Genomic DNA, 14,657 nt, shown 5'->3' with positions numbered 1-14,657 from the left:
TTGCCTCTAGTCGTTTAATACGCTGTGTTAATGACGCTATTTTGGCTTTATCAGCGCAGTTAAAAAAGAGGTAAAAAACCCAATCATTATGGAAGTAATATTCCACAATAGAAATTTTATAACAGCCCTCGTAATACATTTCGAAGCGCTTTAAACACTTTTTGATTACTATGCCGCTGATGCTGTAATACATCAACATTAGCCAACCAACCCATTTCTTCAAACTCAAGAGGAAGTTTAACCAGCTCACCACTTTGTACTGCATCTAGAGCTACATGGTTTGGTAATAAGCACCACCCGTTACCTTGTATTGCTAGCTCGAGTAATACAAAGTAATTATCGGCATACCAAATCTCTGGGCTAATTTTTAGCTGAAAGCTGCTTGTTTGTGTATTGCGCGAACGAAGAAGAAGTTGTCGATGTAGCCGAAGGCCATCCATATTTTCACATCTGATCCCCGCTAAAGGGTGCGATTTAGCAACATATAAATCAAATTTTACCGATCCAATACATTCATAGTCTAAGTAACTCGGTATATTTAATTCACTAAAAATAATACCCGTTATAGGCTTTTCGCTATTTAGCATGTCAATTATGTCATGGCTCGATGCACTTAAAAACTCAAGCGATACATAAGGATACTTAGTTTGCAGCTTGCTAATAATACTTGCGATAGTTTTAAATGGGATCCCTTCGTCAAGTGCGATAGTGATTTCGGTTGGTGTTTTTTCGTTTAGTGCTAATGCAGAGCTTGTTAATCGCTGGTGTTGATTAAGCACAGCCTTAGCCTGAGGTAGTAACTATTTACCGGCATCCGTTAATTGTGGATAACGCCCTGTACGCTCAAATAATGTTGCATTACAGTCTATTTCTAAATTAATAATATGCTGACTTACTACCGACTGCGCTTTACTTAAACTACGCGCTGCGGCCGAAAACGATCCAGCCTCAACGGTAGCTACAAATGCCTGAAGTTGTTCAATACTAAACATATCGCTTTTACCGATACTAGCTAACTAACATGTATCTTAATAATGAATGAAAATAACCATCTCGTCATTCACTAAAGAACTTATTTATATATGAACACATTAGAACGTATTTTTCAGGCCCTAATATTTGAGATGATTGCATTATTTATTATTGTTCCTGCATCTGTTTATTTTGGTGGGTTTGCAACAGGAAAAATGGCAATAGTAGGTATTGGTTTATCAATTTTTGCCATGTTGTGGAACTACATTTACAACATAGTGTTTGATAAAATAGCAGGGCATAACCGAAAAGATCGCAGCTTACTAACCCGTGTTACCCATGCATGTGGCTTTGAGCTGGGTATGGTTGTAATAACGCTGCCAATGCTCGCTTGGTATTTAAATATTACATGGCTGGCTGCCGCAGCATTAGAAGCAGGCTTTTTAGTATTTATACTCATTTACACGTATATCTTTAATGTACTGTACGATAAGCATCAGCCATACAAAAAGTGGGTTAATAAATCGCAATGTGCTTGATAAGCTAAAGCTAACTCACATACACTTTATAAAACACATAAAAAATAAGCCCGAATGGATATTCCTAACATTGGTTTTAACCATGATAAGTCAGCGCAAGCTGAGCTTGAAATATTGCCTCTTAGTAATTTGTATGAGCGAGATATAATTTCTCACGACCCGCAAATACCGCATCGAGTCTCGTTTTATATGATTATTTATATAGAACAGGGCAGTGGAAAGCACATGGTTGATTTTACACAATATTCATTTGAGCCAAACACACTTATTTTTTTGCAACCCGACCAAGTGCACGCGTTCGATTTTAGTAAACAACCAACAGGGTATGTTGTATTGTTTACGCAAACATTTTTAGACCGCGTGCATACCAATATGCGCTTACCAAATTACACACCAACCCATTTAAACCAACAACATACGCCATTACTTAACTTAAATACGCATAGCCAAGCACGAGTATTAAGCGCAATAAACGAAATGAAAATAGAAATAGCGCACCCACAATCAGACCCACTCATAGTAATGTATTTATTTAGTGCGCTAGCTTTAGGGTTGCATAGGTTACGCCCACAGTTACGCCACGATAAAATAAATCCAGAGCAAAGCATTAAGCTAGGTACATTTTATACTTTGCTACAAAGCCATTTTTTAACTATTCGCGATGCCAACTGGTATGCAAAAAAATTGCACACAACTTACAAAACCCTTAATCATATTTGCAAATTAAGTACTGGCCTTACCGCTAAACAAATGATTGACGCATTTACCTTAATAGAAATAAAACGCCGCTTAATAATAAGCAATGTCACAACACAAAAACTCGCTTACGATTTTGGTTTTGAAGATGCTAGCAACTTTGTAAAATATTTTAAAAAACAAACAGGAGCTACACCGAGTCAGTTTCAAGTACGCCATAGTGCCACTATTTTATAGCCGACTTAGCTTAGATTGGCGGGGTTCGATTTTTACCATTTTAGCGCCAACTTACACTCTACTGCACATTATAAATATTACATAAAATGCCTGCATACCAATAAAGAAGGGCATTACAATGAAACCATTATCACTACTTACTCGCAGTGTTTTAGCGACTGCAGTTATTAGCTTAACTGCATGTGCAAGTGCAAGTGTACAAAAAACCACATCTGAGCAAACTACACTTAGTAATACAGATAAAGCGGTTGCAGTTATTTCAAGCATAGAAACAGGCGATGCCAAAGCCATTAGCTATATAAACCCAACTCAATACACACAGCATAATTTAGCCGTTAAAGATGGCCTTGCAGGTTTTGGTGAAGTACTACAGCAATTACCTAAAGGCAGCGCAAAAGCGCAAGTGAAACGCGCTTTTTCTGATGGTAACTACACAGTTACACATACTGAATATAACTTTTTTGGTCCGAAAGTTGGCTTTGATATTTTTAAGTTTGAAAACGGTAAAATTGTAGAACACTGGGATAACTTACAAGCCATTACACCTGTAAATCCAAGTGGCCGTACGCAGTTAGATGGCGCAACAGCGATTACCGATTTGAGTAAAACAAAAGCCAATAAAGCGCTAGTTAAAGGCTTTGTAAATAGCATTTTAATTAACGGCGACATGGCTAAAATCAATGACTTTATTAGCAGTGAAAAAGGCGCGTATATTCAGCACAACCCTGCAATTGCAGACGATTTAAGCGGCTTAGGTAAAGCGCTTGGTGAACTCGCTAAATTAAACATGCCAATGATAGTAAGCAAAAACCATATTATTTTAGGCCAAGGTAACTTTGTTTTAGCGGTAAACGAAGGTACATTTATGAATAAGCATGTATCGTTTTATGATTTATTTCGTGTAGAAAATGGCAAAATTGTAGAACACTGGGACACTATTGAAACAATTCCTGCAAAAGCAAAATGGCAGAACAGCAACGGTAAATTTGGTTTTTAATTAAACCAGACTAATTAGCCCTACTTAATTAATTAAGTAGGGCTAATTTACTCTTTGTACAATTTACCGGCTAACTGTAATGGGGGTTTACAGTAACTTTTTGCGTTATACATTTAGCTCTTTTAATTTATTCCAGACGCTCTCGCCGCCAGGGTGAAGCGCAGCATGATACCGATACGCATAATATGTAATAGGCACGCAATGATGCTTTTGGCCAACCACAACTAAACTTTTCTCTTTTAGTTCTTTAGTAATTACGTAGTTTGGTAACCAAGCAATACCGTTACCCTCTAAAGCTTGTATTTTTAAAAGCTCTGTCATCGACGATACAAATACTTTTTTAAGTTTAGAGCCCGATATTATCGGCTCTAACTGCCTCCCCATATAAGAATCTAAACTGTAAGCTAAGTGAGGTACAAACCTTTCACTTTCTAAATTGTATATTGCCTTACCATTTGCATTGCATGCACTCACTGGCAATAACTCTGCACTGCCTATTTTTTGATGACTAAACGGAGGTAACTTTAATCGTTCGTTATCAAAAGCAATAAGTAGGTCACATGCGCCCTGCTCGAGCGTAGCAGTGGCTTTATCAACATCAATGGCTTCTATATTAAGGACGACTTTACGATCGCTTTCACTATGAAAGTTCGACAGCTTTAGCGCTAAAAACGTAGCTAATGAGTGCGCTGCAGCAACCTTTACCGAGTGAGTTTCTTCAGAGGAGAGTTCTTCTAACATACTCACTGAGGTATTCATTTGGTTTATTAGATTACGCGCTGTTATATGAAATATTTTACCGCTTGAGGTAAGTGTAATTGGTAAGTTTTCTCTGTCTATTAACTCTGCACCTACGGCTTCTTCTAACGCTTTAATTCGTCGGCTAAAAGCAGGTTGCGTTATATGCCTAAGCCTTGCGGCCTGCGAAAAGCTTTTTGTATTAGACAAGGCCAAAAAATCTTCTAACCATTTACTCTCTATATTCATAATACTCACTCAAGATATGCAATTTAAGCATGGGCTGTAAAATAATAGCATTATTCAAAACAAAAAAAACACGATAAATTCAACTCATACAGTAACAACCTATCGGAATATAACAATGCTTAGAACACTTGGGGTATTGGGCGGAATGGGGCCATTAGCTACCGCCTCTTTTATGAATCAAGTAATTGCTTTATCACCGGCTAAAAGCGATCAGGAACATATACCTATGTTTATAAGGAATATCCCGCAAATTCCAGATCGCACAAAATTTTTAATGGGTATTGAAGATGAAAATCCATTTTTTGAGCTTAAAAAAGGTTTTAACGAACTTACTAGCCTAGGTGTAAGTTGCATTGTTATACCGTGTAATACTGCGCATTATTGGTATGATGCACTAACGCAAAACGCTGATGTACATGCCATTAGTATTGTACAAAGTGTTATTAAGCGCGCTAAGGCAACGGGCAAACGTAAAGTAGGGATATTAGCGACCACAGCTACGCTCAATATGCGGATATATCAAACGGCATTTAGTGAGCACAATATTGAATTTATTGAACCAAACGAGCAGCAACAAGCATTAGTAATGCAAGGTATAACGGCGGTTAAGTCGGGGAATTTAGCCCTAGGTCGCACGCTTTTAAGCCAAAGTTATGAGCAAATGTTAGCTCAAGGTGCTGATGCGGTACTATTTGGTTGCACCGAAATTCCGCTTGTTCTAAACGAACAAGCCAGTAAGTCACCCGAGACATGCTTAAATACCATCGCTATTTTAGCGCAAGAGTGTGTTAATTGGGCGTACTCGTTAAAGCAAGCTGAGCAGCTACTTAGCGTTGCATAATACTAATTTAGCTATAAATAGTGTGCTTAGTCACTAGCACACTTTAGTAACCCGAACTCAGGATAATTAATCTCTTAACTAGAGTTCAGGTTTAGTAGCTAAGCTTACACTGGCGCGTTTTGCTCAATTAGATTTTTAGCTTTTAACTCACTCCAAAACGCATCAGGAATGGTTACCTTCATTGAAGCAACATTTGCGTTAATTTGCTCGGCCGTTCGTGCCCCAGGAATAATAGAAGCCACAGTTGACGGCGCCTCTGCAAATTGTAGCGCAGCCGTTTTTATATCAATCCCATGTTTTGATGCAACTTCGCTAATTGCGTTAAACTTTTGCTGCATAGGCCCAGGAATTTTAGGTGAGTAATTAAAGCGATTACGCCCAGCTAAAAAGCCACCGTTAAGCGGAGCACCAATAACAGCAGAAACACCTCGTTTATCAAGCATAGGAAAGGTTTTATCAAGTGCTTGCTTATGATCTAAAATAGAGTACTGCAGCGCTAATAAGCAAATATCGGGGTCTGACATATCAAGCGCTTTATAAATAGCGTGAGGTGTATTTACCCCAAAACCCCAGCCTTTAATTATTCCTTCGTCACGCATTTTAGTCAGCTCAGGAATCGCCCCTTTAGCCGCTTGATCAAAGTACTTAAGCCAGTCGTCTCCCATATCACTATTTTGTGGCGACAAATCGTGAATATAAACAATATCAAGTGAGGCGACACCAATACGCTGTAGCGTATCTTCTATAGAGCGACGTGTACCCGATGCTGAATAATCATATTTATAATGAAAAGGTGAGTGATCAGCCCAGTGCCAGCTATTTTCTAAAGGCTCTGCTGAAGGGGTAAGAAGGCGACCTACTTTTGAGGATAAAACATAATCTTCACGCTTTTTGTTTCGAAGTAAATCACCGAAGCGCCTTTCGCTTAAGCTCAAGCCGTAAAAAGGTGATGTATCAAAATGACGAATACCAGAATCCCATGCGGCGTTTAGCATTGTTAAAATTTCTGTATCGCTTGATATAGTGTTAAAGCCATTACCAGCGGCAAGGCCACCTAAGCCCATTCTTGCTTCTGGGCGATAATGCTTAGCGTTAGTAAGATCGTTTGTGGGTAGAGCAGCGCTTTTATCTATTGATCCTTTAGTTTGCATAACACTGCCGTTAGACATTTTTACCTTTAGTTGTTCAGCCAAAGCTGAAGCACTAAAAATAGAGCCTAAACTTAAAGCAGCGCCTGCTTTAATAAAATTTCTGCGAGATACCATGTAACTATTCTCCTTGAGTAAGGTTAAATATCTACGCTATAACCTAGTATAAATACCAACCAAATTCAAGCGAACGAAAAGCAATAAACATCAACATTATCAATAAGATGGTTAAATTAACGAGCGCTGAACACGTACTTTAATTAACATTTAGGAATGATTATTTTCTTTACTCGTACAGTACTTTAAAGTGCACAAAATAGTGCACTTTAATAGCTTGATAAAAAAGCAAACTTCCAAATTGGTGCACGCCTTAATACTCATTTATACAACATAAAAATGGTTACATTTATTCATGTGTACAAATTAGTAAACAAAACCTAATAAATAAAAAATATGAATACTAAAGCTTAGTTAATCTCACTAGCAAAGCGGTTGCGGTAACGCTTAGTTAATTTAACCGAACGTAGTTGGTCGCTGATTAAAGTAAATATTGGTGAAGCATTTGTTTTTACAGGTTTGCCTTGGCCTACACGGCGTATTTGCCTTTTTACCAGTGCCATAGTGGCAAGCCCTGCTAAGGTTTTATCTTGCCAAGTAACACTGGGTAATACGGCTAGTTGCAGTGGCTCGTTTTGCCATTTGTTTACTAAATTTGGTTGGTATGCAAGCGCAGTGGCAATACCCACGAGGGCCACTCCACTTTCAATCACGTTGTTGGCTATAGATAAGCGACTAATGCCACCAGTGGTCATTATTGGGATTGATGAGCGGTGGCTAATCGCTTTTGCAAACTCTAAAAAGTATGCTTCGCGGGCAAGTGTGCGTTCGTCACCTGTTTTACCTTGCATGGCAGGTGCTTCGTAACTACCACCCGATAACTCCACAAAATCAACATTGAGTTCATTCAATAAATCCACTACAACTTGCGCGTCATTGGGTTCAAACCCACCTCGCTGAAAATCAGCAGAGTTTAACTTTACCGAAACCGAAAAGGTAGGGGAACAAGTTGCTTTAATACTGCGAGTTATTTCGAGAAGTAAGCGGGCTCTATTTTGTAGGTTGCCACCCCATTTATCGTCGCGCTTATTGGTAAGTGGCGATAAAAACTGAGCAAGTAAATAGCCATGCGCTGCATGTATTTGTACGCCATTAAAACCGGCTTTTTCGGCTTGTAGTGCAGTTTGTGTAAAGCGGGTAATAACATCGTCAATGTCGGTTTGCGTCATTGCCCTTGGTACGCCAAATAAGTGCGAGTGCTTACCCATATTAAGTGCAACACTTGACGCTGATAGAACTTTTCCGCCCATTTTTTTAAATACTTGCCTACCAGGGTGATTAATTTGCATCACTACTTTGCAATTATTTTGCTTTGATAAACGAGCAAGCTCTGCAAAGGCTGTAATGTCGGTGCTTTGCTCAAGCACAAGACCACCAGGGCCTGTCATCGCTAAATGATCAACCATTACATTGCCAGTAATAATTAGCCCTGTACCGCCTTTAGCCCATGCGCTATAAACGTTTTTAAGTGCTTGGGAGGGCGTTTGGTCCTCTTGTGCTAGGTTTTCTTCCATAGCGGCTTTGGCAATACGATTTTTTAATACTAAACCACTTGGCAAGGTAAAGGAGGTAAACACAGGGTTGCGCATAATTATTGGCTAATTAAATTGACATTAAAACAACTATAACCTTAAAGTTAGCTTGAAGGTCAACCTACTAAGTTCATGTAAAGTGGAGTTATTATTAGTTATGAAAATAGGCGAACTTGCAAAACTTACCAACATACCTGCCAGCACTATTCGTTTTTACGAAAGTAAAGGGTTATTAGCACCAACCACTCGCAGTGCTAATGGTTATAGGCTGTACACCCAACAAAACTTAGAAAAACTGCAATTAATTAAATTTTCACAAAGCTTGGGGTTTTCACTCAACGAAATACCTTTATTACGTAACGAAAACGGCGAGCTAAACCACACAGTAATAATCGAACGTTTAGAAAAAAAACAAAAAGAAGCTGACATTTTGATTGAGCAAATGCAGAAAAAATCACAGCGTATTGGCAGTTTAACTGCGTTACTAAACTCTTATTGGGATAAAGGCGAATGCCTGCCAGAAAGTAAATTAAATGAATTACTAAAAATGATGGATTACGAATAAACTAATACAGCTTATTTAGTAAGCTGTATTTTATTTATGTTACTTAAGCTTTTTAATACCAATTAACACACAAACAGCACCGCCAATAAAACCCGCCCATGCTTCTATTGGTATATCACCACTAAATGCACGGCTTAACTGCGAAGCTGCCGCATCATATACGTCATATCCCCACATAATTAAAGCGATACCTATAACGATTAAAACAATACCTATAATCTTATTATTCATAAACACCTCTGATTTCTAACGTACATTATTTAGCATACTTAAATGAAAACACTTAACAAATTTAATCAAGCTCTAGCTGCGCGCGTTCAACACTTTCATTAGGTAACTCTTTTTGTACCGATACACCAAGCTCTTTAAATTCAGATGCTTGTTTAATTAAATTACCTTTACCACGGTATAATTGCGAAAATGCTTTATCGTAGCTTTCTTTGGCTTTATCAAGCTGCTTACCAACACCTTCCATACTCAATAAAAAGCCATTGAGCTTGTTATAAAAGCGCTCAGCCCGATTTGCCAACTCTTTTGAGTATTTGGTTTGCTCTTCAAAACGCCAAAGCTGTTTCACAATATTTAAACTAGTAAGCAGGGTAGTGGGTGTAGCTACCAGTATATTTTTTTCGATTGCTTGTTGGTAAATATCACTTTGGTATTTAAGTGCCTCTACAAAAGCTGATTCTATTGGTACAAACATAACCACAACTTCTGGCGAGTTAATACCTGGTAAACGGTCGTACGATTTACTCGCAAGCTCATTAATACGCGCTGTAACAGCGTTCACATGCTCTTTAATTGCTTGATTAGCATCTAGCTCATTTTCGGCGTTAACGTAACGGGTATAAGCATTTAGCGATGTTTTAGCATCAATAACTAAGTGGCGACCTTGTGGTAAGTAAACAACTACATCAGGGCGCAAACGACCATCTTCAGTGTTAAACGACACTTCACGCTTATAATCAACACCGGCACGTAAGCCAGCGCTATCTAACACGTTTTCGAGCATGAGTTCGCCCCAATTACCTTGGGTCTTCTTTTGCCCTTGTAGCGCGTTGCTGAGCTTGTCGGCTTGATCTGTTATAGCTTGGCTTTTAGCCTGTAAATGCAGTAATTCGGTTTTGAGCGCAGTACGTTGTTTTATATCTTCAACGTGTATTGACTCCATTTTTTCTCTAAAGCCTTTTAGCTCGCCCTGAACTGGTTTTAATAATTGTTCAATGCTTTCTTGATTTAAGGTTTTAAAGCTTTGTGATTTTTCTTCTAGTATTTTATTGGCTAGGTTTTCAAATTCTTTTTTGAGCATATTTTTACTTTGCTCAATTTGCGCGAGTTGCTCGGTAAAGTTTTGTTGTTTTTGCTCAAGGGTGGTGCGCATATTATTATATTCAACATCGCGTTGATTATATTGCTCGCGAAGCGCTGCAAGCTCGCCTTCGGCTTTACGCCAAAAATGATTGTATTGAACGCTTTGTTTTTCTTGTTCGCTAAAACGCGTTTTAAAATGCTGGGCTTCGTCGCGCTGTTCTTGGTGAGTATGCTCTAGCAGTTCGTGATCTTCTTGCAAGGCGCTATATTGCAGCTCTTTATTATCAAATTGATTTTGTAATAGGGAAAGCTGTTGCTGCTGTTCGCTTATTTGTAGATGTAACTTTTTGCGAAGCTGTGTTGATACAACGCCGTAAAATAGGGCGCCTAACGCAACACCAGCACCGGCGCTTAGCCAATCAATATTAGTGAGTACTTGAGTGAGCATAAAATAAACTTATAAAATTTAGAGACATGCCATCATAACCAATAACAGGCAATAGAAGTAGGGGAGCAAAGAAATTACAGACATAAAAAAACCAGCTCAAAATAAGCTGGTCAAATATTACTAAATTAAGTAATCAAAGGGAAAATCAACATGTGCCTGAGCAAGCTGCAACTTAAATACATAATCACCAAAATAACTAATATTACTGGGTGAGGCTATATAACAACAGGCATTAGAGTAGACCGGAAAACAAAATAATTAATTCAAAATAATTTACAAAAGATTATTTATTTTTATTCAGATTGATTTAAACAAATCAAATTATGGGCATAAAAAAAGCCAGTTCAAAATGAACTGGCTTAATCATTACTAAAATTAGTAATCAAATAAGGGGAAATCAACATAAAACCTGTATTAACTGCAATTAATCAACAAGCATTATAGTAGACGCCGCTCTTTGAATTAAGTTCATAAAAAAATAAAATTTTTAAATTAAGTGCTGCACGCTAAATTTTGGGCATAAAAAAAGCCAACTCAAAATGGGCTGGCTCAATCATTACTAAAATTAGTAACTAAATGGGGGGAATCAACATGAAAACTTGTATTAACTGCAATTAATCAACAAGCATAATAGTAGACGCCACTTTTTGGATTAAGTTCATAAAAAGATCAAAACTTTTTAAATAAGTGCTGCACGTTAAATTTTGGGCATAAAAAAAGCCAACTCAAAATGGGCTGGCTCAATCATTACTAAAATTAGTAACTAAATGGGGGGAATCAACATGAAAACTTGTATTAACTGCAATTAATCAACAAGCATAATAGTAGACGCCACTTTTTAAATTAAGTTCATAAAAAGATCAAAACTTTTAAATAAGTGCAGCACACTAAATTTTGGGCATAAAAAAAGCCAACTCAAAATGGGCTGGCTCAATCATTACTAAAATTAGTAACTAAATGGGGGGAATCAACATGAAAACTTGTATTAACTGCAATTAATCAACAAGCATAATAGTAGACGCCACTTTTTAAATTAAGTTCATAAAAATATCAAAACTTTTTAGAGCAATTTAACTTTTAATTAGCGATAACATTTGTTGCTCATCAAATTTAGTAAAGCTCATTGATTTATCAGTAAATAACGCATCTACAAGAGCTTGTTTGTCTTGTTGCATTTTAAATACTTTTTGCTCTATTGAATTATTCATTATGAGCTTATAAACAAATACCGGGTTAGTTTGGCCAATACGGTAAGCTCTATCAGTCGCTTGCTTTTCTACGGCAGGGTTCCACCATGGATCAAAGTGAATAACGGTATCGGCTTGTGTTAGGTTAAGGCCTGTACCGCCGGCTTTTAAGCTAATTAGAAACACAGATGTTTTACCACTGGTAAACTCGTCGATTACTTTATCTCTGTGGCGCGTTTGGCCTGTAAGCATACTAAAGTTAATGTTTGTTTCTTCAAGGCGTTGGGCTATTAAATCGAGTGCCGATGTAAACTGACTAAATATAATAATTTTACGACCGAGGCTTAACATAAGCGGTAAGTGTGTTGTTAACCATTCAAGCTTAGCAGAGCCAGCCTGAGTATCTGGATCTATTAATTTAGGGTGACAGCAAATTTGCCTAAGTTTTAATAACGCCTCTAAAAATGCAAGCTTACTTTTTTGTGCACTTTGCTCAGCAAATAAGTCTATTAGCTTTTCTTCTAATGAACGTGTAATGCCCTGATACATTTCTTTTTGCTTAGGCTCAAACTCAAATTCTTTAGTTAGCTCTGTTTTTTCGGGAAGCTCTTGCGCTACTTGTGCTTTAGTGCGGCGCATTATAAAGGGCATAATTAACGCTTTCAACTGCTCAGCTCTCTCCATATCAGCTTCACGCTCAATAGGCGTTTGAAAATGCAGCTTAAAGTGCGCTTGAGAACCAAGTAAAGATGGCATAGCAAAATCGAGTAACGATTTGAGCTCAAGTAAATTATTCTCGATTGGAGTGCCACTTAAACAAAGTTTAAAGTCGGCATTTAAACGTTTCACTAATCGCGACACCTGTGCGGTATCGTTTTTAATGTATTGAGCTTCATCGAGAATTATATTTTCAAAATATAAAGGCGAGTAATAAGCTATATCACGTTTTAACAATGGGTATGTAGTGAGTATGCATTGGGCTTGTGCTAAGTGCTGTAAAGGTTCGTTACGGTTTGATCCAAATATAGTGGTAACTTTTAAACTTTTAGCAAACTTAGTAATTTCATTTTCCCAATTACTCACCAAGCTAGTTGGACATACAATTAGTGTAGGACCCGCTTGCGGACGATTAAACGTGCTCGCTAAAAACGCAATAACTTGCAGTGTTTTCCCAAGCCCCATGTCATCAGCTAAAATACCACCTAATTTATGACGCTTTAAAAAACTAAGCCAGTCAACACCTTGCTGTTGGTACTCACGAAGCGTTACCGAGTCATTCAAGCCATGTAAAGAAACCTTTGGCATTGCGGTATCGGTATTGTTTAGCTCTTGTAAGTATCGCTCAAGCGAGTCGTCATGCAACTCTACGTTTATGGCTGTGTGCTTTACAAGCTCTGGCAAGTACGAAAGCGGAATATTAAATTCGTCCCGTGTTTTTACAAACTCAAAACGCTCTTTAAATTCATCTAATAAGTTAATTGCAGACTTATTAATAACTCCAAATTCACGACCAAGCGGATAGTAGTAAAATAACTCACTTTGTCGGTTTAACGACTGATATAGCGGATCTGTATTAGTAAATAAAATAGCTGCTTTTGCATCACATAGCAGTACTTTACAGTGCATTTGATGCCCTGCAGCACGGTGTACATGTAAGCTAACTTCACACTGCGGATTAGGACTCGTTACTTTACTTACACTTACCTGCCAACCACGTTGTTTAAAACCAGGAAATACTTCGTATATAAGCCAATGCAAATGGATAGGAGATTGCTTTGTAAATACAAGTTCACTTTGTAAACCCCCTTTACAAAATTCAAATCCTAGGTTTATTAGCTCATTCGTTACTGTATTTTCAAAAGCACTATTAATAGTACTTGCAGGTGCAGAACCCGCTAAATAATTTTTATTTTTATACTTAAATAATAACGAAAGTGATAAACCTTGATCGCCCATCGTTACTTTTAAAACAGCATTACTAGAGATTTTAGGTAACGTTGGCTGCAAGTTAGTAGGATGAGGTATTACACCTGCGCCAAAATTATCGGCAAGTTGTTTGTAAATTCGATCAAAATTAGCATCGTGCAAAGCAGGCATAGTTTGTAAATGTGCTATTTCGTCTGCACTTAATGGTGTGCGAAGACGACCCGCTTTTAAATGATCTAAATCGAGGTAAGTAGGTGGTGTTGTTTTTAATAAAGCCCAGTTTTGAGTTTGCTCAAGCTTAATAACTAATTGAGAAAGGTCTTTATCTTGCTCCCAACTAAAACTTAATGCTTGGCCCGATTGTGCTTTTATTGGTACTCGAGAGCGCTGAAAAAACAAGCGTTCTGTAGCTATAAGTTGTTGTAAGGCACTAAAGCCCCATTGACCTTTTAGCTCAATACTTCCCACTGCATTTTGTGAGCGTATCCAACTAAATAATCTAAAGTCACTTTCGAGTAAATCACTCGGCGTTACAAAACTATTTAACTGCTGCTCGGTTAAGTTTCGGCCTAATGTATAATTCTTTTTAGTCTCAACATTCGCTATTTTAGGCGTTAAAAATACTTTGTTATTTTCAATATCTAATACAAACAATAACACTTGCGAAGGTATATTTTGCTCACCACTTTTAAGTGCGCTTAATTCGCTAAACCAGTCATTAATAAAGTAATCTTCACCGTACTCGCCAGAATGCTCAATTTTAAGCTTAAATAAAATAGCGGCCAAGTGTCGACATTTGGTTTTTGCATTACATGTACAGTGCGTATCAACAGAATAACCAGTTGGTACTTTACTGATCTCAATACGTTGGTTAAACGATGATCCGTTATCCACTTGAACAGTAGAGTCAACAACAGAAAAATTAGGCGTGTGTTCTAACCAAGTGATCTGGCCTTTTTTATAATATTCTTTTCCTTTATCTAGGACATTTTGACGGAAAAGTTTTTTAATAAAGCGTTCAGACAGAGGAAACTGGGTAGCCTGCTCATTTTTAATTTCTTCAAAAATAGCCATTAAATCATTTTTTGATAAGTTAGCAGACATGTCACTCTAAGCATTAAATTTTAAAAATAATTCTGCCAGTATATGCCTTA

Annotated in this window: 11 protein-coding genes and 1 pseudogene; 5 read left to right on the top strand and 7 right to left on the bottom strand. The window is 37.6% G+C overall.

Annotated features, from left to right (window positions below; genetic code table 11):
• Window positions 1-116: 116 nt before the first annotated feature.
• Window positions 117-992, bottom strand: a pseudogene (locus I6E80_RS07545) (LysR family transcriptional regulator).
• Window positions 993-1,082: 90 nt separating this feature from the next.
• Here I6E80_RS07545 and I6E80_RS07540 point away from each other — a divergent pair.
• From I6E80_RS07540 to I6E80_RS07530, 3 genes are all read left to right on the top strand, one after another.
• A complete protein-coding gene (locus I6E80_RS07540) occupies window positions 1,083-1,511 on the top strand; it encodes a PACE efflux transporter (RefSeq protein ID WP_024600346.1) in 429 nt (142 codons plus the stop codon).
• A gap of 54 nt (window positions 1,512-1,565) precedes the next feature.
• Window positions 1,566-2,444, top strand: a complete 879-nt coding sequence (locus I6E80_RS07535; RefSeq protein WP_170071504.1) for a helix-turn-helix transcriptional regulator — start codon at window positions 1,566-1,568, stop codon at window positions 2,442-2,444.
• Window positions 2,445-2,562: 118 nt separating this feature from the next.
• The gene (locus tag I6E80_RS07530; protein WP_197185231.1) at window positions 2,563-3,441 is read left to right on the top strand and encodes a hypothetical protein; all 879 of its coding nucleotides are present in this window, start codon (window positions 2,563-2,565) and stop codon (window positions 3,439-3,441) included.
• 105 nt (window positions 3,442-3,546) lie between these two features.
• Here I6E80_RS07530 and I6E80_RS07525 read toward each other — a convergent pair whose 3' ends face one another.
• Window positions 3,547-4,428, bottom strand: a complete 882-nt coding sequence (locus I6E80_RS07525) for a LysR family transcriptional regulator (protein ID WP_170071502.1) — start codon at window positions 4,426-4,428, stop codon at window positions 3,547-3,549.
• Window positions 4,429-4,543: 115 nt separating this feature from the next.
• Here I6E80_RS07525 and I6E80_RS07520 point away from each other — a divergent pair, with 115 nt between their 5' ends.
• On the top strand, window positions 4,544-5,269 hold the full coding sequence (locus tag I6E80_RS07520; RefSeq protein WP_170071501.1) for an aspartate/glutamate racemase family protein: 726 nt from the start codon (window positions 4,544-4,546) through the stop codon (window positions 5,267-5,269).
• 104 nt (window positions 5,270-5,373) lie between these two features.
• Here the strand turns inward: I6E80_RS07520 and I6E80_RS07515 are convergent, their stop codons facing one another.
• Both I6E80_RS07515 and I6E80_RS07510 read right to left on the bottom strand, forming a co-directional pair.
• On the bottom strand, window positions 5,374-6,534 hold the full coding sequence (locus tag I6E80_RS07515) for an aldo/keto reductase (protein WP_170071500.1): 1,161 nt from the start codon (window positions 6,532-6,534) through the stop codon (window positions 5,374-5,376).
• 350 nt (window positions 6,535-6,884) lie between these two features.
• Entirely contained in the window at window positions 6,885-8,123 is a 1,239-nt protein-coding gene (locus I6E80_RS07510) for an NADH:flavin oxidoreductase/NADH oxidase family protein (protein ID WP_170071499.1), read from the bottom strand.
• Between the two features lie 100 nt (window positions 8,124-8,223).
• On the opposite strand from I6E80_RS07510, the gene I6E80_RS07505 reads away from it, so the two are divergent.
• Window positions 8,224-8,631 carry a MerR family transcriptional regulator gene (locus tag I6E80_RS07505; RefSeq protein ID WP_024600343.1) on the top strand — a complete coding sequence of 136 codons (408 nt, stop codon included), beginning with the start codon at window positions 8,224-8,226 and terminating at the stop codon, window positions 8,629-8,631.
• 39 nt (window positions 8,632-8,670) lie between these two features.
• Here I6E80_RS07505 and I6E80_RS07500 read toward each other — a convergent pair whose 3' ends face one another.
• The 3 genes from I6E80_RS07500 to I6E80_RS07490 form a co-directional block, all read right to left on the bottom strand.
• Complete coding sequence (locus tag I6E80_RS07500) at window positions 8,671-8,862, bottom strand: DUF3185 family protein (protein ID WP_197185230.1); 192 nt, start codon at window positions 8,860-8,862, stop codon at window positions 8,671-8,673.
• 61 nt (window positions 8,863-8,923) lie between these two features.
• On the bottom strand, window positions 8,924-10,390 hold the full coding sequence (gene rmuC, locus I6E80_RS07495; protein WP_024600341.1) for a DNA recombination protein RmuC: 1,467 nt from the start codon (window positions 10,388-10,390) through the stop codon (window positions 8,924-8,926).
• Between the two features lie 1,070 nt (window positions 10,391-11,460).
• The gene (locus I6E80_RS07490; protein ID WP_197185229.1) at window positions 11,461-14,607 is read right to left on the bottom strand and encodes a DEAD/DEAH box helicase; all 3,147 of its coding nucleotides are present in this window, start codon (window positions 14,605-14,607) and stop codon (window positions 11,461-11,463) included.
• Window positions 14,608-14,657: the final 50 nt, after the last annotated feature.

The organism is Pseudoalteromonas sp. NSLLW218, assembly GCF_015864775.1.
In the GTDB taxonomy this organism is placed as follows: Bacteria; Pseudomonadota; Gammaproteobacteria; order Enterobacterales; family Alteromonadaceae; genus Pseudoalteromonas.
This window is presented reverse-complemented; position numbering and strand designations above follow the sequence as displayed.